We start from the raw sequence: 23,287 nt of genomic DNA, 5'->3' as shown, positions 1-23,287 counted from the left end.
TAACTACGCTATTATCGGTACAGCAATTAAACTTGCATCAAGTAGAGGCGCAGTAAGCAAAGAGAAGTATTTGACAGGGTCAAATGCTTCTCTTGTTTTATTGAAGTTGCTTAATTTGCTTAGTAAAAGCTATATCTGAAAGAGGCATACCATTGACGGCCGCGATCTCTGATGATCTCAGTAGTACCTACATTAGACTCATAACCTGCGGTGATATATTTTTCATCGGTTAAGTTCTTAAGCCCAAAGTCCACACCGTAAGTTTCATCTGGTGAACGCCATAAAACTGTCAAATCAACAATGGTGACTTCTGGTGTAATGATGCCATCAGTGTTGTCTGGGTTATTGAAATATTCAGTATGGTAATTTGCACTCAGTCTCGCAGTGACAAGAGAACCATTTTCAAATTCAACATCGCGAGCCAAACTAATGTTACCTGACCATTCTGGAACATGATCAAACTTACTATCAACCGTCACAACAGCTGCCAACGGAGGCTCAACGTCAATATTTGTAAATTTAGCGTCTGTGTATCCTACCGCGGCTTCAATAAACCAGTAGTCAGCAAAAGCTAATTTAGATTCAAGTTCAAATCCTGAAATCTCAGCGCTACCCACATTCGCTTCAAAGAAACCGACAAAACCAGGGTTTTGGGTTCTTACTTGAATATCAGTGTAATCCATTTGGAAAACAGCACCATTGACTGAGAAAGGTTTGTCACTGCTGTCATATTTGAAACCAAGTTCATATGATTCTACATACTCTGGACCGAACGACGGAACCGTATCTAACGCTGGGAATATACGTTGTACAAAACCACCCGAACGGAAACCTTCAGTGTAAGATGTATACACCATTAGCTCGTCTGTTGCTTTGTACGCTAGGTTTACCATAGGCGTGGTTTCTTGCACATCGATTGAATTTAGGCCAAGAGGTAAAAGTAGAAAACCAGGCTCAAGACCAATATTGCTGCTCAATACAACTTGAGTGGGATCGAAGGTTTTTTCTTCATCGGAGTATCTGACACCCACGGTTAAGTCTAACTTTTCAGTAAAACTATAAGTTGCCTGGGCATAAATCGCGGAACTTGTTGTGGTGAAGTCATTATCACTGTCAAAGTTAGCAATCGCGAAATCGTTGATATTACGGTTATTACCTTCCTCATCAAAATAATACAAACCCGTTATCCAGTTCAATTTCTCGTCTTCAGTTGAACCCATTAATTGAATTTCTTGGGTAAACTGCGAGGCTTCAAATGAATCATAAAAATGTACCACTGTTAACGGCGATGCATCAGCATCTCTAGCAAACTCAGCATCTAAATCACGATAAGCAGTAATAGATTTTAACTGTAGGTTGTCATTGATGTCCCAGGTTACTTGTAAATTCGCTCCCCAAGAGGTGGTGTCTGAGTAGGTTGGTGCGGTGCCAAGATTCACACCTTCAGTGGCATATTGGTTGTTGTAACAAATAGGATCAGTAGAAGTAATACCCGCTGGGTAACCACAACTTTCAGCTTGTAATACATTGTTGTAAAAACCTGCGAAAGAACCATCAACTAAGGTACCTGCATCAGCAATTTCGAATGCGGGGCCATTCTCGTTTTCTGTGCTGTGGTCAAGAATCAAACTCACTTCTACATCATCCGATGCTTCCCACAGAAGCGAACCACGAAATGCCAACATGTCATCGTCACCCAGATCACCGCCGGCTGGACGACTAACGTAGCCATCTTGGGTTGCACTTAATGCCGAAAAATTACCGAACAAATTATCAGTAAGTGCACCGTTAACTGATACTTTCAGTTTCGCTAACGAATCAGTACCAATAGTGGCATCAACATAACCTTCAAAATCTTCTGTTGGCTTCTTACTGTATAAGGCAACAGCTCCACCCACACTGTTTCGACCAAAAAGAGTTCCTTGTGGGCCACGAAGCACTTCAACTCGGTCAACATCGAGTAAGTCCACGGTAGCGCCAACAGTACGAGCGATGTAAACGCCATCTACATAAAATCCAACACCGTTATCGATAGTGCCTAAAAAATCACGTTGACCAACACCACGAATATAAACCGTGGCAACAGATGATGAACCACCAGCACCAGGACTATTCTGATAAGTCAGGTTAGGAGTAACACCGCCTATTTCCGATACATTCTCAATTCCTCGAGCTTCTAGGCCGTCACCTGAAAAAGCGGTCAATGACAAAGGAGCTTCTTGCAAACTTTCTTCACGCTTTCTGGCTGTAACTTGAATCTTTTCCATCATTGCACCAATACCAGACTTATTGTCGGCAGCAGTTTCGTCTTCTTGGGCATGTACGGGGGTGATAGCAATAGCAGATACTACAGCTAAAGAAACAGGGAGGCGTGCATTAAATATCGATCGAGTTATTTTATTTAGCTTGCAATTAAGTGACATATTTGTGCTCCGTTGATTATGTTCTAGTTATTCTGCTTATAATTTGTATGAGTTATTACGTTACATGTCAAGTAAAAATTCAACGATACTTGTTTTAATTTTAAACGGATCTTTGATTTTTTAAAAAATATGATTGTATTTTACGTTTTTTATCAAGTAATATTGCGAGCATTATTGTGTTAAATTTGTTTATAACTTGTTGAAAATATGAAAAAAAATACGGATAAACTAAATAAATTCAAACCTGCTTCAGAGAGTTTTGAATTCCAGCAATACCCATTTTATTGGCTAATGAGAGTAGGCAGTGCTTATTCCATGCGAATGGAAAAATCCCTTAAAAAACAAGGTATTAACCTTACCGCTTGGCGTATACTTATGATATTGCGAGAAATGGGAACCTTGAGTGTTAGTGAAGTTGCTACCCACGCTGTAGCAAAAACACCGACGATTACCAGAGCCACTTATAATCTCCAAGAAAAAGAGCTTGTTATTATCCGCACTAGCAAAAATGACGGAAGAGTCTCTATTGTTGAGTTAACTGAAAAAGGTAAAACCGTCATTGCCAATATCATCGAAAACTCACAAAAACTGTTCGACAACATTTATGAAGGTTTTACAGCTCAACAAATCGAGACGTTTAACAGCACTCTTCAGAAACTCTTCCTCAATCTAGACGAAGCTTAGTTAAACTCGCTTTTACCATTACACTGTCGGTTAACCGCACATATCAATGTGCAGTTAACCAACGGGTTAACTGGCTCACTTCTTAGGCTAATTCACACTTTCTTCGGCCAACTTATCATGGGCTCGTTTGATGACGTACGCGCGTATCGCTTCAGCATCACTTTCTTCCAGAACTTGCTTAAATGACACCATGCCTTTCGATGATAATGCACCACCGAGCACGACACTTTTCCAAGCTTCTTTGTTCAAGTTGAAAGGGCTGTAACGTAAATCCGGCAAAACACCACCAGACACTACTGTATCTCCATGACAATTGAAACAAAATTGTTGATAGGTTGCTCTACCGTGATCCACGATATCTTTTGAAGCGGTTTGTGGCGGAGGATTAAGCTCCCGTTTTACCAAGGTTAAGGGAGGAAGTTGTTGGTCTCCTCCAAGCTTAAATACTAATACCCTATTTACTTTATTGGCAGCAGAGTCTGCCACAGCTTCACCAAGCAATAACGGCATAATACCGCCCCACCCTGCCAATATCGCAACATATTGTTCGCCATCTATTGCGTAGGTGACGGGTGCTGCAACAATCCCGGTTTGTGCATTGAACGACCATAACTGTTCACCGGTTTTGGCATTGTACGCATTAAAATTACCTATTCCGTTACCTTGAAATAGTAACCCACCCGCTGTAGACAACGCGCCCCCATTCCAAGAAACGGTATGCTCAACAGACCAAGCAGCTTGTTGTTTAACCGGATCCCATGCCAATAAATAGCCCTTTAACATGGCTTTAATGGCTTTGCGAATATTCACGTCCTCTGGCATTGCTCCGGCGACCCCATCAATACCAAGGTTCACCCCAATAGGATTATGCTGAAAATTTGGATCGCTTTGAAAATTAAACGGCAGATCCATGGCGGGAATATAAACTAATCCCGTATCAGGACTGTAGCTCATCGAATGCCAGCTATGTCCACCAAATGGACTTGGTAAGCCCATAAAGTTTTGTTGTTTATAGTGAGCACCTTCCACCACTGCCGGCCTTCCTGTTTCCTTATCGACGTGGGTTGCCCAACTGACGTTAACAAAAGGCTCTGCAGACAACAGCTCACCGGTTTGCCGATCCAATACATAGAAAAAGCCATTTTTAGGCGCTTGCATAATCACTTTACGTAATTTGCCTTCAATTTCTATATCAGCCAATACCATTTGTTGTGCTGCGGTGTAATCCCAACTGTCACCAGGTGTTGTTTGGTAGTGCCAAACATACTCACCGGTGTCTGGACGAACCGCGACTATCGACGATAGAAAAAGATTATCGCCTCCTTGTGGACTGCGAATATTTTGATTCCAAGGAGAGCCATTACCTACACCTATGTAGAGTAAATCGAGTTCAGGATCATACGACATAGAATCCCAAACTGTTCCACCACCACCTAGCTTCCACCATTCACCTGTCCAGGTTTTTGCCGCCATTTCTAAAATAGGGTTTTCAAATGGCTTCGCTGGATCACCGGGTACAGTGTAGAATCGCCAATTCTGTGCACCGGTTTGTGCGTCATAGGCCGACACAAATCCACGTACGCCAAACTCGCCACCACCATTGCCAATAATGACATTGCCTTTCACTACTCGAGGAGCTCCAGTAATGGAGTAAGGTATGTCGGTTGGCGTGGTTTGTACTTCCCAAACAAGCGTTCCGTCTTTGGCATTTACCGCCACAAGCCTGCCATCAAGTGTGCCCGCGTAAACTTTATCACCATATACTGCTACGCCACGATTAACCACGTCACAACATAAGTTTACTGCCCACTCAGGTGGCACTTTAGGGTCATATTTCCACAATAAACTACCAGTTTTAGCATCTAGAGCGTATATACGACTCCAGTTTCCGGTAATATACATAACGCCATCGACAACTATGGGGGTGGCTTCTAAACCGCGTGTTCCCTCTAGATCAAAATCCCATTGCAAACCTAGTTTCCCAATATTGTTAAGGTTTATCTCGGCTAAAGAACTGTAACGTTGTTCTTTGTAGGTGCCGCCATGGGACAACCAATTCTGTGGTTCAGATTCGGCATTGACTAATCTCTCATCTGTTAACCCAACCGTTAACTGACTTTGAGACTCTGCTTTGCGCTGGGGTGTTGGTTGAATTTCTTGTTTTGGACTATCGCAACCGTAAATGCTAATAGTGCTGATCATTAGTAAACATATTTTTATTGTTGATGAGTATTTTTTAAGTAATACGCTACTCATATAGGCCCCTTTAAATGAGATTCTTATTATTAGTAGCAAAACAGTAAATGATTAATTTACTACCCACTATCCCAATTCGCGCTCAACTATCCGATTTTGATAACAATTGACAGCAAAGAAACAATGGCGTAAAAAAAACAGGACGAATAAAAGAAGAAAACATATGAAGCCAATTTTGCCCTTGAATCAGTTTTCTCGGTTTTCGTCGAAAAATGTAGATGAAACCCTAAGAGATGTGACTAATATTTTTTGTCCTCACCAGTTTGAGCTATTAGGCAATGCTGGTTCATTTTCAGCGCAAGTTAATGAGGCTAAATTTGCACATTCAGCACTTGTCTATATTACCTATGGTACCGCAGTCACCATTAAAACTGAGCAATTAGGCAGTTGTTTTCTCATTCAAGTTCCGTGGCAAGGCCGTGCTGAGGTAGCGGTGAAAGACCAGAAAACCCTTGTTCAACCAGGTATTGCCAGTGTTGTGTCACCAAACCAAGCCATGAACATGCGTTGGTCAAATGATTGTAGCTTCTTTACTGTTCGATTAGACAAGCAAAAAGTCGAACAAACACTGACTCAATTATTAGGTCATGAACTGCAAGCGCCATTAATCTTTGATGCTAAATTTGATCTAAATACATATGAAGGTAAAAGTTGGATGAATGCCGTCAATTTTGCCAGACGTCAGTTAGAACTTCCGCTGTCCCCTATGGTTGCTGCTCCCTTATTACAGCAAATTGAAGACACCCTATGTTTAATGTTACTGCAACTGCCGCATCATAACTATCGGGATAGATTGCGCGGTGGGAGCGATAACGTGACACCAAGGTCAGTCAAACGTGCTAGAGACTACATACACGACAACATCCATCTTGATATTTCTCTTGAACAACTGGCCATGGTGACTGGGGTTGTGCCCTCTACCTTGAACAAACATTTTAGCCATTTCATTGGACAGTCACCGATGAAATATGTACGTGGACAAAAATTATTAGCGGTACATGAGGTATTACGCTCTTCGGATCAGGATGTAAATGTGACTGATGTAGCCATTAAATATGGTTTTAACCATTTAGGCAGATTCGCCCATTATTATAAATTACGATTTGGCGAACGGCCCTCAGACACTTTGAATAAGTCTAAGGGATAAGATTGTAACGACCGTTATTTCTGCGGGTAATGGAATACTGGATAAAATGCCGATAGGCAACAGAATAAGGATAGCCTAAGAAACTTAAGCTATCCTTACAACGACTATTAAATGACTGTGTTGTGCTTTAGGCGATGCCTAGAGTTTACTCACTTTTATGGTTTGCACTGATGTGTACTCTTCTAGCCCCAACTGGCCAAATTCAACTCCAAGACCCGATTGTTTGACACCACCAAAAGGAGCATCAGGTTGAACGTTGCCGTGTTCGTTAATCCATACCGAACCAGTCTCCAAGCGTGATGCAAGAGAATGGGCTAATTCAGTGTCAGATGACCAAATTGAGCCACCAAGACCAAATTGATTATCGTTGGCCATTTTGATCGCCTCATCAATATTTGAATACTTAATAACAGGGATCACTGGTCCAAATTGTTCTTCATCAACTAAACGAGAACCATTAGATATATCAGCAATAATGGTAGGTGGGAAAAAGTACCCCTCTCCTTCTCTTACCTTGCCACCAGCCAAAAGTGTGGCGCCATTGGCAATGGCATCTTCGGTAAGCTCAATCACTTTATCTAATTGTGCTTTATTTTGTACAGGACCAAATTCAATCCCTTCTTCCATGCCGTTACCAACTTTCACCTTATTAGCCAGCTCAACTAGTGCATTGCAAACATCTTCGTAAATAGATTCATGCACATATAGACGTTTTAGACAGGCACAGGTTTGACCATTATTGTGGAAACAGGACAAAAACAAGTTATGCGCAATAGCGTTAACATCCACGTCAGGTAAAACAATACCGGCGTCATTGCCCCCTAATTCCAGCGTTAAACGCTTTAGGTTGCTAGAAGCTAAACTCATTATTTTTTTACCTGTTGGTGTAGAACCAGTGAATACTATTTTATTGATGTCTGGATGAGCTGAAATGGCATTGCCAACATCTGCATCACCGGTAATAACGTTGAGCACACCCGGCGGCAAAACCGTATTGGCTAATTCCACAAATCGCATAGTAGCAACAGGCGTTAGAGGTGAGGGTTTGATTATCACGGTATTACCGGTTTTTAACGCAGGGATCACATGCCAAATAGCGATCAGTAATGGCCAGTTCCACGGTGTGATGGATGCCACTACACCTAATGGTTTTCTATGTACTTCGATTCTGGCCTCATCATTATCTTGTATCACTTGCAGCGGCGAAGAAAAACTGCAGGTAGCTTGAATCCAGGCCATAGAACCACCCACTTCCATGCCTGATCCTATCCCACCAAAACCATTAAACGGCTTGCCATTTTCCTGCGTAATCAATGCCATAATTTCCGGCATATTACTTTCAAGTAAGCCAACCAAAGCATTCATTTTTTCAATTCTGGCTTCTTCTGGTAGCTGACTCCAACTAGGAAACGCATTTTTTGCTGCAACAACAGCCTCATTAACTGTGCTTTCATCGCCTAAAGCACAAGTTGCAAACGGCACGCCTAAAGCAGGGTTAATAACATCGAAAGTCTTCCCAGATGTGTAGCTTTTCCCATTTATCGTCATGTTAAATTGTTGCATATATTTATCCTTATTATTTTTATCAAGCAAAATCAGATGTTCTCAATACGTCAAGCTACCTGATCTTGGAAAATAAATAAACATTAAATTTCACGTTATATTTCACCTTAATAGTTACGATTCTTTTCAACAATTAACAAATTACCTAGATTTTTTATTACTAAACATACCGCTAAGCGTCAGAAATGAAGGCGTAAAAAATCACTAGCAAGCCAATTTAAAAACCCTAGTCTAATCGATTATTTATTTGAAATTGCCTCATAAGAATGTAAGGACTTAGCAGCGAACTGAGACACGATAAAAGCAGACTGACAACCCAAGGCACAAACTAAACACAGTTTCTGCAACTTTTACTCTATGTCGTGAATATATTGCAGGTAATTAACAGAAAAATGCCCGTGCCCCCTTATATATCGCTATCCATTAACTGGAATAAGGCTTGCTTAGTTCTATGGGTGTCACACCAGTATAAAGATACTGAGTGCAAAAACGCTTATGAGGAAATCATAAATAAACACCAATTAAGGAGAATTAGATGGCGATTGTTAAATGGGCTACAGCAAAATATGATGGTTTAGGTAAAGACGGAAAAGGCCATGTCTCAATGCAGTCAGGCGCCTTGCAAGATCACCCTTACGGATTCAACACACGTTTTGAGGATAGGGCCGGTACCAATCCAGAAGAACAGATCGCAGCGGCCCACGCATCATGCTTCACCATGGCACTTTCTATGGGGTTATCAGAACAAGGATACAAGAAAGGTAGATTGGAAACTAAGGCCGCTATCACCTTAGTAAAAGACGATGACGGATTTTCTGTCACCAAATCAGAAATAACTTTAGATGCTCAAGTACCTGGCATGAGCGGAGCAGATTTTGAAAAGGCGGCGGTTGAGGCAAAGTTAAACTGCCCGATATCAAAATTATTAGCCTGTGATGTAACCTTGGATATTACTTCGTTTCAGGGCAATTAATTCGTCTCATTTGATCATAAAAAAGGTAGCCCCTTGGGCTACCTTTTTTTTACTTGGTTGGCATCAAGCAAACTTCTCTTATGTCACAACGGGGATTTGCTGAAATAGCATAAAGTACTGCATCTGCAACATCACTAGGAGCTAATTTATCAGGCTTGGCTTCATCAAAGAATGGCGTATTAACCATACCTGGGCAAATAGTCGTACAGCGCCCGTTCCATTCAGCCATTTCCGCCGCTAGATTTTGCCCAAATCCGTAAGCAAACCATTTAGAAGCACCGTATACTGAGCCTTTGAGGGTGATTTTACCTGCAATCGAACTAGTAATGATAAAGTGTCCTTGAGTTTTTCGTAAATAAGGTAAACTTGTTTTGGCTGTAAATAATAAGGCATTAATATTTACATCCAACATTGTTTTCCAGTCCTGTGGATCGCCTTTTTCAATGCCCGCGGCTTTAGAGCCAGTGCCTGCATTGGCAAAAACCACATCTAAGCGACCAAATTTTTCAATTGCTTGGGAAACCACAGCTTCAATTTCTGAAAGATTAGTGACATCGGCTTTAACAGGCAAAACTCGTTCTTTTCCCAAGTTTTCAGCAATATCATTTAATTTATCGATACTTCGCGCGGTTATCACTGCCTTATGACCAGCTTTAACCACTTTTTCAGTGGTTGCAGCACCGATGCCACTAGACGCTCCGGTAATCAATACCACTTTTTCTTCGCTCATACAGTTACTCCTTAATTTCAGTCAACCTTAACTTACTAATTGTTCAGTAATCGCTTCGATGAAAGCAGGGATATCATTCGGGTTTCGACTGGTGATTAGTTTACCATCCACCACAACCTTGCCATCTTGCCAGTTTGCTTGTGCATTTTTTAGATCGGTTTTAATGCTGGGATAAGAAGTGACTTTTTTGCCTTTAATAATATCAGCCTCAGCCAGTAGCCAAGGTCCGTGGCAAATAGCAGCAATTGCCTTAATTTGAATTTCATCATTGGCTGATTTAATGAAATCAACGACTTTAGCATCGGTACGAAGAATATCTGGATTGATTTGCCCGCCCGGAATAATAACTGCGTCATAGTCTTCAAGATTGGCTTGCTCAATTTGTTTGTCGACTTTAATCGTTTCGCCCCAATCTTTTTCGTTCCACCCGCGTATTGTCTGATTACCGTTAATTGAAATGACGTGGGTTATTGCTCCCCTTGCTTCGAGCTCGTTTTTGGGGTCTAGCAATTCACTTTGTTCAAAACCATCAGTTGCAATAATGGCAAGTGTTTTGGTGTTTAACATTGTATTGTTTGACATATTTCCTCCAATTACTTTGTCTAATTATCAAACAAAGATTCCGCCGTTAACACAGAAGCTCTGCCGAATAAAAGCATGAAGGTGCAACAGCCATACCAAAACAAAACGTTCTGCCTATCCTAGTAAAAACAATGGGTTGGAGAAACAATAACAGCTAGCAGAGAATCACAAGCAGGTTATTTCTGTCGATTAGTAGACAACCTTTGTAAGATTTTCACGATCTTAGGTTAATCGACAAGTTCAGCAAAAAGTCTATTAGACTTGATAACTGAGGGAGCAATTTATTCTTATAGATTAGGCTAATAATCCCCTTAATAATCACTAATGTTGTTTAACTCTTCAATTTTCCGTACCGAGTGGTATAATAAGCCTCCAATAATTTTCCTAGGTGGTTATCATGACAAGCGGTCGTAAACGAGAATTTGACGCTGACAAAGCGCTAGATGCCGCCATGCATGTTTTTTGGCAAAAAGGTTACGTTGGTGCATCACTAATGGACTTAATTGATAGTATGGGCATCAGCAAACCAAGCATGTATCGTGCATTTGGCAATAAGGAATCATTGTTCGTCAAAACCACTCAACGTTATATTGAAACGAAGATGAAAACACACCTCAAACTATTATTTGAGGAAGGTATTCCGCTGAAACAACGACTTAAAAACCACATGATGTCTATTGTGGATATGCAGTGCAGTTCCGAACAGGCCAAGGGTTGCTATTTAGTGTTATGCCAATCTGAATTGGCCAGTGGCGCTATACCCAAAGAAGCAGAGCAATTACTGGTTAAAGCTGAGGCAATGCCAAGGCAGCTATATACTGATTTATTCGAAAGTGATGCTGAAGCGATTCAATTGGGCTTAAATATTAACGCCCACGCCAACAGCCTTAGTTTATACACTATGCTAAAAGGCACAGCTAGTATGGCCCGTTCTGGGGTAACTAAATCAGAACTTGAACAATCGATCGATAGCATTATTAACGGTATAGGTCTGCACTAAGGTGCAATAGTATCATTACCAAGGAAAACTGTCGGTCTAAGATGCGACGAAATATCATGGGGTTACTCCCGTTCGAGGTTTGTCAGACTGCACCTTGTCATAAGGCAGAGGCTAATCACGAGTGAAGAGTATAAGACGAATTAACATCAAATACTACGAACCGTATTTAAGTTCGTCAACCATTATAAACTTGCGACGAGCTGCTGATTTATTCAGCAGTATCTCCTATTCCTCTGGATAACCAGAGGAATAGGAGATTGCTAATTCCGTGACATTAGCTATTGATTATCTAAGATATACACCAGCATTTTTATCACTCAATATCGATTGTTTAATACAGCCATGTTTAGGCCCTAATAGACGACTGTCCACTAACTACCTCTTGCAATAAAGAAGATACAAATTTTTAAAAAGTAGCTAAAAAAAAGCTTACGATTGGGCGCTTCACAATTTTGGTGTTTTTGTTTTATTATTAACATTTTTTACATGATATGTTTTGTTAGGAACGGAAGATTTTTAGTTTGAATATCCTTTTTTGAAAGAAAAATATATGCTCGGTATTAAAATAGTGATTAAGCAAACCCAGAATATCATGGCACCCTTACTAGGATAATTCGAATATATTTCGACAATTAAAGCTACAATACCGATCAAAAGTATTATTGATAATCTCGTGGCTAAAACCACATACCTGTTGGAGTGAAGACTGACTGTTTGTGTCTTCCTTCCAAGTATTTCGCGGAAGATAAAAGCTAAAGAATTTACTATCATTGCTTGCATTATTAATTCCCTTTATCTGAAAGCTAGACCGGTAGTATAGGCTTAAAGTGAAATTATGCTCAAGTGGGATACTTACCTAGACATCCATTTTTAAAAAGTAGTAAAAATGCTGCTTGGAGATTTACCAAGATTTGAACTATCGGGGTCAGAACAAAGTTAAATTATTCGTGATGTAATTGGGAATAGCTCAATCGTATTAATGTCAGCAATGTCGGATGCAGCACTAAATAGTTTAAACCCAAGCTCTGCTTTGGGCGTGATGCAGTGGTGAATCTAGGCCCGTTATTGGCCGAAGTCAGGCTTAAGCTTGAAGGACAAGTTTGTGCTGTGAGTTCAATCGGTGAGGGTTATCGACAGGGATAGTTTGAACAAAGCAGCAATCATTACATGCTGCTGTGTTCATCGTTATTTAAGCTTGTTTTTTGTATCTACGAAAAGCCAAGCTCATTAATGCCAGCGAGAATATTGCCAATGTTGATGGCTCGGGAACTGAATTTGGCTGGGTATGACTCAAAACAATAGAAACACATCCATTACATGCATTGCTTGTATTTGAACTTGAATCTGTAACACTTAAGGTATTGTTATTTGAAATAATTAAATAGTTTGAACCGTCACCAAAGCCCAATGAAAAGTATGTTAAGTCGCCTAATAGGTTGAATGACAACGTGGGAGAGAATACTGAGTTATTTAACTCTGCTTCAGTCCAAAGTTTAGTACCAGTTAAAAGGTCAAAGGATACCAGTCCGTCAATGTTACTATATGCATTATCAACGGTTATTGAACCAAGTAAGGTGGGGGACAAAGTCATACTAAAAGGAGTCCCGTTGTGATCAAACCAGTCAGTAGAGCTTACTTGAATATCGTAATTAATCAGAGTGGCATTAGCCGACTGCAAACCTAAAACGAAAAAGGAAAAAATCATAAAAAAGGCGCGTAATTTCATTGATGTTCCTAATAATTGTCAACATTTAATTCATTGATGCACAGGCAAGAAATGCACCATGGTTAATATTTCATTGTAATTCAACGGAGTAGGTTGTTATTTGATATTCTGTTTGATAGGTTTTGTAAAAATTACGGACACTCTGAAATTCATAAAGTATTAATTGTAATCTGTCAGGCACTTCAGGCGGATCGATATAAGGTATATTTAAATTTTTCCGGAAATGATTCAATGTTGAGTATAAGTAAAACAAAAAGTTATTTTTCATAAAATGAAAATATATGATGCCTCATATTTTCCATATTTACCTCTCTTCTATATTGTTAATAGAGTGAAAGTCAGCGCGTACTCGGTATTTGAAAAATTGTAAAGCTAATCGCCCCATTGACTTCTTATCGCTCATTGCCGCCATTGCAATCTCAATATACCAATGACTGCTTTACGCTGTGAATTCAAATTTCAAAACTTGAACAGCAGTCAATGGCACAAAGCTCGCACACGAATTTGAACGGCGAACGGCAGGTTTTGCCGTTGACCCGCCAAAGACAAGCTTTAGCCAAGCCGAACTAACAGTTCTTCGTTCTGACCTTAGAAATGGGCTCTGATACGAACTAGGTTCATGGGGGTGACCCTACCTCAAGCTGATTTGATCGCGCTTGGTTGAGAACGCCAAGAAGTGTTGCAAGACTATCGCTTATGCGGGCGTTGTCCCTGACATGAAACCCAAAATGCGAATACGCTAACTCGAGATCGTTCTTAAACGCATCATCATTCTGCATGGCCTCCAGATCACAGGTAAATGACCCTTGTGTGATGTTGTCGAGCGAAGATTCAGTAGCGCTCTTAACCGTGATAAGTTGAGGATAGGCTCGCAGCAGAGGCTCGACCACCAAGCTGATCTGACGCTGCGAGTCCCGCGATCTAGCCCTGGCGAGCAAGTAATCTTGTAAGCCTGTCCTAACTTTCACATTCTCTAGGATGGATAACCGACCCGATGATTGCAATTCGTTAAGCGTTCCTATGTCGTCGGTCGGATTTGATACGGACTGATTGAAGGCGAGCGCTAGGCACTGCGGATCCGTCAATACATCGCCGTCACCACCAATTATCAAGGCAACCGCCTCGCGAAGCCTCTCGAGTTGCTCCCCACGATTTTCTACCAACCAACGCCGTGTTTCTATGAGGTTTACTACATCATCATGGAGGCGAGACATGTATTCCGACGCGTCCTGTCTATCTGATCGCATATCGTTCCAGTTCGCGACCTGAATACCTATGAAAACACCCACAACGACAATCACGAAATCGATGCCGACCGCGAACCAGTTTTCCTTTTCGACATGGGCTTTGATGCGGCTAAATATCATGGGGTTACTCCCGTTCGAGGTTTGTCAGACTGCACCTTGTCATCAGGCAGAGGCTAATCACGAGTGAAGAGTATAAGACGAATTAACATCAAATACTACGAACCGTATTTAAGTTCGTCAACCTATTATAAACTTGCGACGAGCTGCTGATTTATTCAGCAGTATCTCCTATTCCTCTGGATAACCAGAGGAATAGGAGATTGCTAATTCCGTGACATTAGCTATTGATTATCTAAGATATACACCAGCATTTTTATCACTCAATATCGATTGTTTAATACAGCCATGTTTAGGCCCTAATAGACGACTGTCCACTAACTACCTCACAGGAGCTAGTCAAGGCTTTAGATTATCATCGAAAAAATGAGTCGTAGAGTTTCGTTAAATTTAGAACGCGAATGGCAGCAATTGGCACTTAAGACGGCCAGCTTTAATCAAGCTCGAATCTCAAAAGCGCTAATTAGAGTTGAGATTAATTCAACTAAAGCACTACTCTAGGTTATGCAGTAATTCTTCTAATTGACCTATTTCAATATCAGGTTCTATTCCCCATGGATCAAAGACAGCAGCTGGGCTGCGTTTTAACCAAGCAGCATGTAACCCGAAGGACTTAGCTCCGATTACATCAAATGGATTGCTTGAAATCAGCCAGGTATCTTTTGCTTGTGAGTCAATTCTATTTAACAAATGTTGATAGATTTGTGGATCTGGCTTGAATGTATTGATTTCATCGGCAGTTACCACCTCACTGAAATAATCGGAAATATTGGCATTGTTAAGCAGCCCATGAACCGAATTTGACTCACCATTGGAAAATGCAATTAATCGATATTTTTGGGCCAATTTGGGTAATGCAGTTTCAACATCACTGAACGCCGGTAAAAAACTATAACTATCTAAAAGTTGCTGTTTTTGGGTTTCTGTCAAACTGACTTTCAATGAATCACAAGTGAAATTCAATGCATCTTTGGTACAAACAGAAAAGTGCACATAACGCTGCATCAGTCCTCGTCTAAATGAATACTCTAATTGCTTCGATCGCCAAGTATCAGAAAATATCTGAGCTTGATTTCCAACCAAATCAGTTAGTAAATCCAGCACACCTTGGGTGTCTATCAAAGTACCGTAAACATCAAATGCGATATTAATTTTCATTCTTTCCTGCCAGTTTTTTAGTGAATGATTTAGCCACTTAAATCTATTTAGGACTACAAGGTAAAACCCATAAATAAACAATCTACGAATCTGTGTTGACTTTATCGTACCGGTCGGTACAATGCAAACCAATCGAATCGTACCAATCGGTACATAAAGTACTAATAGGTAGAAACATTCTAGATTAGCATTCATTTAATCACTAAAGCTGAGATGAATGAGCACTAAAATTAACCATAATTGAAGGAAATAACATGACTACATTAACTATCCATACAATTGAATCCGCGCCAGCAGACAGTAAACCATTATTGAAAAATTCGGTAAAAGGATTTGGCATGTTGCCTAACCTGCACGCTGTATTAGCAAGTTCTCCGCAAACACTAGAGGCGTACCAAAGACTGCACCAATTATTTATGGATACCTCTTTTGACGCAGAAGAGCTGACCGTGGTTTGGCAAGCGATTAATGTAGAGCACGGATGTAGCTATTGCGTACCTGCCCACACCTTTATTGCAAACTCAATGAAAGTATCATCTGTTTTAACTGAAGCTTTGCGTAATCAAGAACCTATGCCTACTGCTAAGTTACAAGCGTTGTTTGATACAACCATCACCATTGTGCGTAATCGTGGAATTGTATCTCAAGCAGATTTAGACAAATTCTACGCCGCGGGTTACGGTGAACAGCAAGTGTTAGAAATTATATTGGCTTTGTCTCAAAAAGTGATTAGTAATTACACTAACCATATCGCAAGCACGCCAGTAGACAAACCTTTTGAAAAATTTGCTTGGTCTAAAAAAGCGTAATTTAAAATAGTAGATTTCACGATAGGAGTGATGACAATGGACAAACAATACACACCACCGGACATTTGGACTCATGATGCTGAAAGTGGCGGTAAATGGGCAAGTATCAATCGCCCAGTGTCAGGCGCGACACACGAAAAAGCACTGCCCCTTGGTAAACATCCATTACAGCTATACTCAATGGGTACACCCAATGGTCAAAAAATCACTATCATGTTGGAAGAGTTGTTAGCATTAGGCAAAGATGCCGAATACGATGCGCATATGATCAAGATCGGTGAGGGTGATCAATTTTCATCTGGTTTTGTGGCACTCAACCCTAACTCCAAAATACCAGTGTTGGTAGATCACTCCTATGATGAAGCCTTGCCAATTTTTGAATCAGCTTCCATTTTAGTGTACTTAGCAGAAAAATTTGACGTTTTACTGCCTAAAGAAATTGTAAAACGTACCCATGTGATGAATTGGTTATTATGGTTGCATGGCTCTGCGCCCTATTTAGGTGGCGGTTTTGGACATTTCTATAGCTATGCTCCAGAGAGATACGAATATCCGATCAATCGTTTTACGATGGAAATCAAACGACAATTAGATGTGTTAGATAAACAACTCGCAGACAATGAGTTTCTCGCTGGAGATGAATTAAGTATTGCCGATATAGCGACTTGGCCTTGGTATGGCAATCTTGTATTAGGCAACCTCTACGATGCCAAAGATTTCCTACAAGTCGACGATTATAAGCACGTACAACGTTGGGCAAAGGCTATGTTAACGCGTCCTTCCGTTCAGCGTGGCCGTATTGTAAATCGTAACTGGGGGGAAGCTTGGGAACAGCTTGAAAACCGTCACAATGCTGAAGATATAGATAACGTCTTAAAGTTACAACCCGCGTAATAGTCCACCTAATAAACGCGAACTGCTCTAAGGCCAAACAAGGTGAAAATTGTTTGGCCTTTTTAATGCTGTTTGTTTTAAGCAATGATAATGGCACCATTAGGTTTTATTAAAATACCTTGGAACTCACTGACACCGCGAAGAACCACATTGCAAAAATAGATTTAAAATTTATGTCTAAATGAATTAAGCGCGAGCCTGTCAGTCAAAAAAACTATTCAATAAAAAGTCTCACAATATACCGTCACCTCAGGTTTTGAAAAGAATAGAAGTTTAGTCAATGCTTGAAAAGCGCTTAGCTAATACCTATTTAACAATCAATACGATTTTTAAAAGATACTCATGCTGCCTATTTTATTACCGTTGTTAGTCGGTGCTGTAATCATTGCCTTCATCATAGGCAAACCCTATTGGCGTGAATTCAAACGAAAAAGAATGAATCGTGTGCCATTCCCAAAGGCATGGCGAAAAGTCCTGCAGCAACGAATGCCCTATTTCAGAAAAATGCCTGCGGACTTACAATTGCAGCTAAAACAGCACATCCAAGTGTTTTTATCGGAAAAAAACTTTGTCGGTTGCAATGGTGTTGTTATTACCGATGAAATTAGAGTTACTATTGCTGCCCAAGCCTGTTTACTTTTACTCAACCGGAAAACTGACTATTATCCGAAACTGCGAACTATTTTAGTCTATCCAAGTGCTTTCGCTAAACAACAGCAAAGTAGAAGTTCAGACGGCGTGCACTTCACTCAAAATGTCGCTATGTCCGGAGAATCTTGGGGATTTGGGAAAATTGTATTGTCGTGGCAAGATACCCTTGATGGAGCATATTTACCTGATGATGGCCACAATGTGGTGATTCATGAATTTGCACATCAACTAGACCAAGAGGACGGTTTAGCCGACGGCGCGCCAATTTTAGGTAAAGATCAAAATTATGCAAGTTGGGCCGATGTTTTTTCTGATCAATTTGAACAATTGAAACAGCATGCTAAAACTGGAACCCATTCAATTTTTGATTACTATGGGGCCACCAATCCCGCCGAATTTTTTGCAGTGGCAAGCGAAGTGTTTTTTGAAAAATCCAAGCAACTTAAGCATGAACATCCAAAGCTTTATCAACAATTAAGATTGTTCTATCGTGTTGATCCTAGCCTTTGGTAAACAATATGGTTCTAGCTTCTTTATAATTGTTATTTGATCATTAAAAAACACAAAATGAGTCAAATAAACAGGCCGACGAGTGACAATCACATTGCTTTTTGCTGTTGTAAATCGAGAGAGTCGTAAAGTCCGATACCTTTGAGCAGTCGTCCTAAAATGTCAGCACCTGTCACTATTCTCTTTTGATCTGCCCAAAGAAGTATAAGATCTTGCTTAAGGGGCGCATCTGAGTGTAGATCTTCTTCGGCTTTCATTAATGTTAGTACCGCACCAAGCCGTGTTTTAGGATCTTTTAGAATCACCGGTTTATAACAATACAAAAATGGGTCAATTACCTTGCCATCCGCACAAAATACACTGCGTAAATAGGCATCGGAATCAAGTACAAAAACAGGATAGTTATCACTATTGGTGACCACAATCCACTGATGTGCAATGGATGACAATTTATGGGCAAACTGTTTTTGCATCAGTTCAGGAGCGAGGTCACCTGCGAAAAAAACAGGCTTATGCTCGACAATATCAGCACAAATAATACTTTGTTCAGATAGCACTTCCCCTTCTTCAGATACCGGCACATCATCAAGGGCAAGAAAATTAAGTGCGCCAATTCCTTCGATAACATCAACGTCTGAATCCTCTGCATCAATATGTTTATGCAATAATTGACGCAGTTCACGTTCACGAAAGTACTGAACACTTTCTTTACCGAGCCATAAATCAAGAATCAACGCGCTTGGCTTAGCAATAATATATAAAACGAACTGGTAAACACGTAAAACGGGCGTCAACATCGATGCCATTCGTAATGCATTTCTGGAAAAATACGCCTGCGGTGCTATTTCTCCCCCAATTGTAATGACAACAGTGCTAAACAGAAAGGCGACAAGACCTGCCATCACAGAATTAGACAGAAGTGTTAGCAATACGTTGATACCAACATTCCCCCACAGAATCGTTGTTAGCAAAAAATTGGAATCTTTACGTAAGCACAAAATTGTTGCCGCAGCGGTATTACCGTTAGCTACCTCAATCTCAAGACGCAAACGACTGATGCTAAAGTAGGCAAGGTTTAAACCTGAAAAAATAGCCGATTGTACCAAGCAAAAAATAATTCCGAACCAGATTAGATAGTCCATTGTTTGGCACCTTAATATCTACATAGCGGATAATTTCAGTATAACCTCTTAGTACTAAAGCTGAAGCTGTGTTCAACAGTATTTATACTGTTTATCAACCCCAAAACACTGTTAACTGCCCTTTCCATCGATTCTTCATAAAATGATCAGCTGATCTTCAAGTTTGCCAATTGCCATTAACCTAATCTAGTTAGGTGATTTCAACACAATAAAATTTTTAACTTAACCAAATAAGGAAAGCAAAAATGCAAACTACTGAAGAATTTGCAGGTCAAGTGGTTACCGATGTGAGCGCCACTTTGTCGGGTGTAATGACAAGTTTAGGTCATAAATTGGGATTATATGAAGCTATGGCTTACTCAGGGCCATATACTTCCATAAGCCTTTCAGAAAAACTTGGATTGGCAGAACGTTATGTTCGGGAGTGGCTTAATAACCAAGTGGCTGGACAATATATTGTTTATGACAAGACGAATAAAACCTATCAACTTCCCGATGCACATGTACCAGTTCTCGCAGACCCTGAGAGTCCTGTTTTTTTAGTACCTGCCCTTGAAGTTGCAGCGTCTCTTTGGCATGACGAAGACTTACTTAAAAATGTATTTAAAACAGGTGAGGGCATTTCATGGGGTGCTCATCATCATCGTTTATTCTGTGGCAGCGAATCACTTTTCCGACCAGGTTATAAGTCTTTTTTAATAAATGATTGGTTGTCGGCAATGGATGGCGTCATTACCAAGTTGCAAGAAGGTGCTTTGGTTGCTGATGTTGGCTGTGGCCATGGTGCATCAACAATAGTCATGGCGAATGCATTTCGTCAATCGAAGTTCTATGGCTTTGATAATCATTTGGAATCTATCAAAACAGCAACGGATAGAGCTTCATCTGAGCCTGCTCAGTCCAATACGTTTTTTGAAACTATTGATGCACAGTCGTATCCATCAATCGGGTTTGATTTGATTTGTTTCATGGATTGTTTACATGATATGGGTGACCCTGTTGGCGCGGCTCAACACGCATTAAAATCACTAAAACCTGGGTCCAGTTTGTTGTTAGTTGAACCGGCTGCAGGTGATGCTGTAGAAGAAAATATTAATCCAGTCAGTCGCTTGTACTACGCCGCATCAACGGCAGTGTGCACTCCCTGTTCACTTTCTCAAGATGTGGGGCTGGCTTTAGGTGCGCAAGCTGGCCAAAAACGTTTGTCAGAAGTCCTTGAAGAAGCCGGTTTTGTGAATGTGAAAAAAATCGCTGACACGCCATTTAATATTGTTATTCAAGCAAATCGTCCGGATTAAACAGTAAAAATGGCGAACACTAAAATTCCCAAAAACCTTAACTCCCGTCCCATTATTGCGCTGCATGGGACGGCGAGCACAGGACAGCAGTGGCAGTCCTTGCGAAAAGCGTATTCTGGCTATCGTGAGGTTATCTCGCCTAATCTACCGGGTTACGGCTGTCAGTTCAGCCCACCTAGTGTGGGGTTGACGGCCCGTTTGCAACCTATGTTGAACGACTTTATTCAGTTAAATCACCCTGTCCATTTAGTAGGGCATTCGTTTGGTGGTGCACTCGCGTTGCGACTAGCTGAAATCTTCCCCAATAAGTGTTTGAGTGTCACAGTCTATGAACCAACATCACTTGACGTATTTCGCCAAGCAACAGATCAAAAGGGGGTTCAATTGTTAAATGAAATACAGACTCTGGCAACCAAGGTTACCAATGCCTCACCTTTGCAGGCCATGGCATTATTCATTAACTTTTGGATGGGTAAGGGACATTGGCAAAGGTTACGAAGTGACGCTCAACAACAGCTTGCTCAATATGCAACAATTACCGCCCAAGACTTTAAAGATGGCTTATTTGAAGTTGAATATCCATCTGAATATCAACCTTACTCAGGTCCTGTAAGGCTGATATTTGGTGATAAAACAGTGGAGATAGCAAAACACATGAGTCATCTACTGGCGGGGAAACTGCCAAATGCTTCTCTGCTTCAGTTAAATGGTTTAGGGCATATGGGGCCTATCCAAAATCCGGCTGCAGTCAACCAAGCAATTATGCAGCATGTTGAGGGAATTCATCGCAATTAACATTTTATAGGTTATGCTTGTTCAGTGCCTGATTTATCCGTTCGCGAGTGACTCCTTGGGTAAATGGAAGTACCCTAAAAAAATAATCATGGGCCAGATCTGGCCTTTTCTTTTTGGCTCTAGCTGCCCAGAAAGCGGCTTCTTTTTCATGTCCAGCTAACGAGTTAGCTACAGTTGCTAAAATATCCATCAAAAATAAAGCGCCGGGTTGCCTAACCGCATGATTAGCCCAGATTCGCGCATTTTCATAATCTCCAGAAGAAATATATGAGAATGCCCTAACACCATAAAATCCATATAAAAACGGATCTAATGGGCTGAGCTCTATAGCTTGGGAAGCATCTTGCTTTGCATCGTTAGCATTATTAGACATCACAGAAGCTAAGCCATGGGAATAATACGCTTGCGCAAAATTGGGGTTAATTGAAAGCGAACGTTCTAGCCAAGGCAAACTATCTTCAGGCCCCTCACTCAACCAAAAACAACGGCCCATGGCAAAATTAGCAAATGCATCTAGAGGATCAAGTTCAATGCTTCGCTGCGCACTTCTTTTCGCCTCAACGGCTTCAAGAACTGGATCGCATCCAGAATATCGATTAAATACATTTTGATACTGACAACTCGACAAACCTGCGTAAGCCCTAGAGAACATAGGTTCTAATTTAATTGCCCGAGTAAACAAGCTAATGGCTTTCTCATTATCTAGCTGGGTAAAACGATAGAGGTGAGCCATGCCTAAATGATACGCCGCCCAAGCATCCAAATTTTCAATCGGTGAAAGTTGTGCAATTTGCGCTTCATTAGTCGATATTTGTACCTCTAATGTTGCCACGGCTTTATTGACAATATCTGTACGCATTTGATGAATATCATCTAGCTTGCCTTCTATTCGCTCAATCCAAATCACGTCTTGGCTTAGCAAATTACTCAGCTCTATGGTCAACGTCAGTTTTTTGTTCACCCTTTCTATGCAACCTGAAAGACAATATTTTGCCCCCGTATGTGAAACTATGGTGTCACATTGAACATCGGAACTAAATTGAAATGAACTTGCTCTGGAGATAACTTTCAACCAACGCAAACGTGATAAACCTAAAATGATGTCGATTACAAATCCTTCAGGCAATATGGCGAATTCATTTGAAGATTGAATACAGGTAAAGGGCAACACTATAATCGATGGTTTACGGTCTTGAATGGAGGCAGTGTCTATTTCTTGCTGATGTGGCTTTACAGAATCAGTCGCTAGTTCAGTTTGAAAATCTAAGGTGGAAATATCCCCGACAAAACGAAATCCGCGACCGTGTATTGTTTTTATCAGTTTTTGGGCGGAACCATCATCACCGATGGCCTTTCTGGTAGATTTAATGCGGCTTGATACCACCGAGTCTGACAGTGGTTTACCTTGCCAAATTAAGTCAATAAGTTGATCTTTACTTAAAACTCTATGGCGATTTTCGATTAACACTTGCAGTAAACAGAATACCTGTGGCTCAACGGCAATCACAACGTCTCTGCACCTGAGTTCTACTTTTTCAGTATCTAATTGATAGTCATTAAATTGATAGATCATCCCCCTCTC

General features: G+C 40.7%; 19 protein-coding genes. 9 read left to right on the top strand and 10 right to left on the bottom strand.

The window, feature by feature from the left end; all coding sequences use genetic code 11:
- Positions 1–119: 119 nt before the first annotated feature.
- Positions 120–2,423, bottom strand: coding sequence for a TonB-dependent receptor (locus KO530_RS20880; RefSeq protein WP_216050382.1), 2,304 nt, complete (start codon positions 2,421–2,423; stop codon positions 120–122).
- Between the two features lie 207 nt (positions 2,424–2,630).
- On the opposite strand from KO530_RS20880, the gene KO530_RS20875 reads away from it, so the two are divergent.
- Positions 2,631–3,107: a MarR family winged helix-turn-helix transcriptional regulator gene (locus KO530_RS20875; RefSeq protein ID WP_216050381.1), complete on the top strand. Its 477-nt coding sequence runs from the start codon at positions 2,631–2,633 to the stop codon at positions 3,105–3,107.
- A gap of 87 nt (positions 3,108–3,194) precedes the next feature.
- Here the strand turns inward: KO530_RS20875 and KO530_RS20870 are convergent, their stop codons facing one another.
- The gene (locus KO530_RS20870; protein WP_252729382.1) at positions 3,195–5,363 is read right to left on the bottom strand and encodes a PQQ-dependent dehydrogenase, methanol/ethanol family; all 2,169 of its coding nucleotides are present in this window, start codon (positions 5,361–5,363) and stop codon (positions 3,195–3,197) included.
- A gap of 163 nt (positions 5,364–5,526) precedes the next feature.
- Between KO530_RS20870 and KO530_RS20865 the strand changes: the two genes are divergently transcribed.
- On the top strand, positions 5,527–6,510 hold the full coding sequence (locus KO530_RS20865) for an AraC family transcriptional regulator (protein WP_216050380.1): 984 nt from the start codon (positions 5,527–5,529) through the stop codon (positions 6,508–6,510).
- 138 nt (positions 6,511–6,648) lie between these two features.
- Here the strand turns inward: KO530_RS20865 and KO530_RS20860 are convergent, their stop codons facing one another.
- Positions 6,649–8,073, bottom strand: a complete 1,425-nt coding sequence (locus KO530_RS20860) for an aldehyde dehydrogenase family protein (RefSeq protein WP_216050379.1) — start codon at positions 8,071–8,073, stop codon at positions 6,649–6,651.
- Between the two features lie 535 nt (positions 8,074–8,608).
- Between KO530_RS20860 and KO530_RS20855 the strand changes: the two genes are divergently transcribed.
- Positions 8,609–9,046: an OsmC family protein gene (locus tag KO530_RS20855; RefSeq protein ID WP_216050378.1), complete on the top strand. Its 438-nt coding sequence runs from the start codon at positions 8,609–8,611 to the stop codon at positions 9,044–9,046.
- Between the two features lie 49 nt (positions 9,047–9,095).
- Here the strand turns inward: KO530_RS20855 and KO530_RS20850 are convergent, their stop codons facing one another.
- Together KO530_RS20850 and KO530_RS20845 are read right to left on the bottom strand one after the other, a co-directional pair.
- A complete protein-coding gene (locus KO530_RS20850; protein ID WP_216050377.1) occupies positions 9,096–9,776 on the bottom strand; it encodes an SDR family oxidoreductase in 681 nt (226 codons plus the stop codon).
- 27 nt (positions 9,777–9,803) lie between these two features.
- The gene (locus KO530_RS20845) at positions 9,804–10,358 is read right to left on the bottom strand and encodes a DJ-1/PfpI/YhbO family deglycase/protease (RefSeq protein ID WP_216050376.1); all 555 of its coding nucleotides are present in this window, start codon (positions 10,356–10,358) and stop codon (positions 9,804–9,806) included.
- A gap of 397 nt (positions 10,359–10,755) precedes the next feature.
- Here KO530_RS20845 and KO530_RS20840 point away from each other — a divergent pair, with 397 nt between their 5' ends.
- Positions 10,756–11,358: a TetR/AcrR family transcriptional regulator gene (locus KO530_RS20840; RefSeq protein WP_216050375.1), complete on the top strand. Its 603-nt coding sequence runs from the start codon at positions 10,756–10,758 to the stop codon at positions 11,356–11,358.
- Between the two features lie 1,189 nt (positions 11,359–12,547).
- Here KO530_RS20840 and KO530_RS20835 read toward each other — a convergent pair.
- From KO530_RS20835 to KO530_RS20825, 3 genes are all read right to left on the bottom strand, one after another.
- The gene (locus KO530_RS20835; RefSeq protein WP_216050374.1) at positions 12,548–13,084 is read right to left on the bottom strand and encodes a PEP-CTERM sorting domain-containing protein; all 537 of its coding nucleotides are present in this window, start codon (positions 13,082–13,084) and stop codon (positions 12,548–12,550) included.
- Between the two features lie 617 nt (positions 13,085–13,701).
- Positions 13,702–14,451: a hypothetical protein gene (locus KO530_RS20830; RefSeq protein WP_216050373.1), complete on the bottom strand. Its 750-nt coding sequence runs from the start codon at positions 14,449–14,451 to the stop codon at positions 13,702–13,704.
- A gap of 489 nt (positions 14,452–14,940) precedes the next feature.
- A complete protein-coding gene (locus KO530_RS20825; protein ID WP_216050372.1) occupies positions 14,941–15,606 on the bottom strand; it encodes a haloacid dehalogenase type II in 666 nt (221 codons plus the stop codon).
- Between the two features lie 254 nt (positions 15,607–15,860).
- Here KO530_RS20825 and KO530_RS20820 point away from each other — a divergent pair, with 254 nt between their 5' ends.
- The 3 genes from KO530_RS20820 (at position 15,861) to KO530_RS20810 (ending at position 18,473) form a co-directional block, all read left to right on the top strand.
- Positions 15,861–16,415, top strand: a complete 555-nt coding sequence (locus tag KO530_RS20820; RefSeq protein ID WP_216050371.1) for a carboxymuconolactone decarboxylase family protein — start codon at positions 15,861–15,863, stop codon at positions 16,413–16,415.
- A gap of 36 nt (positions 16,416–16,451) precedes the next feature.
- Positions 16,452–17,309 (top strand): glutathione-dependent disulfide-bond oxidoreductase, encoded by an 858-nt coding sequence (yghU, locus tag KO530_RS20815; RefSeq protein ID WP_216050370.1) that lies wholly within the window; start codon positions 16,452–16,454, stop codon positions 17,307–17,309.
- A gap of 342 nt (positions 17,310–17,651) precedes the next feature.
- Positions 17,652–18,473 (top strand): zinc-dependent peptidase, encoded by an 822-nt coding sequence (locus tag KO530_RS20810; protein WP_216050369.1) that lies wholly within the window; start codon positions 17,652–17,654, stop codon positions 18,471–18,473.
- 86 nt (positions 18,474–18,559) lie between these two features.
- Here KO530_RS20810 and KO530_RS20805 read toward each other — a convergent pair whose 3' ends face one another.
- Positions 18,560–19,612 carry a DUF21 domain-containing protein gene (locus tag KO530_RS20805; RefSeq protein WP_216050368.1) on the bottom strand — a complete coding sequence of 351 codons (1,053 nt, stop codon included), beginning with the start codon at positions 19,610–19,612 and terminating at the stop codon, positions 18,560–18,562.
- A gap of 245 nt (positions 19,613–19,857) precedes the next feature.
- Between KO530_RS20805 and KO530_RS20800 the strand changes: the two genes are divergently transcribed.
- Together KO530_RS20800 and KO530_RS20795 are read left to right on the top strand one after the other, a co-directional pair.
- The gene (locus KO530_RS20800; protein WP_216050367.1) at positions 19,858–20,910 is read left to right on the top strand and encodes a class I SAM-dependent methyltransferase; all 1,053 of its coding nucleotides are present in this window, start codon (positions 19,858–19,860) and stop codon (positions 20,908–20,910) included.
- Between the two features lie 9 nt (positions 20,911–20,919).
- On the top strand, positions 20,920–21,705 hold the full coding sequence (locus KO530_RS20795) for an alpha/beta fold hydrolase (protein WP_216050366.1): 786 nt from the start codon (positions 20,920–20,922) through the stop codon (positions 21,703–21,705).
- Between the two features lie 4 nt (positions 21,706–21,709).
- Here the strand turns inward: KO530_RS20795 and KO530_RS20790 are convergent, their stop codons facing one another.
- Positions 21,710–23,278 (bottom strand): winged helix-turn-helix domain-containing tetratricopeptide repeat protein, encoded by a 1,569-nt coding sequence (locus KO530_RS20790; RefSeq protein WP_216050365.1) that lies wholly within the window; start codon positions 23,276–23,278, stop codon positions 21,710–21,712.
- Positions 23,279–23,287 lie beyond the last annotated feature (9 nt).

It is taken from the genome of Aliiglaciecola lipolytica, from assembly GCF_018860635.1.
GTDB lineage: Bacteria > Pseudomonadota > Gammaproteobacteria > Enterobacterales > Alteromonadaceae > Aliiglaciecola > Aliiglaciecola lipolytica_A.
This window is presented reverse-complemented; position numbering and strand designations above follow the sequence as displayed.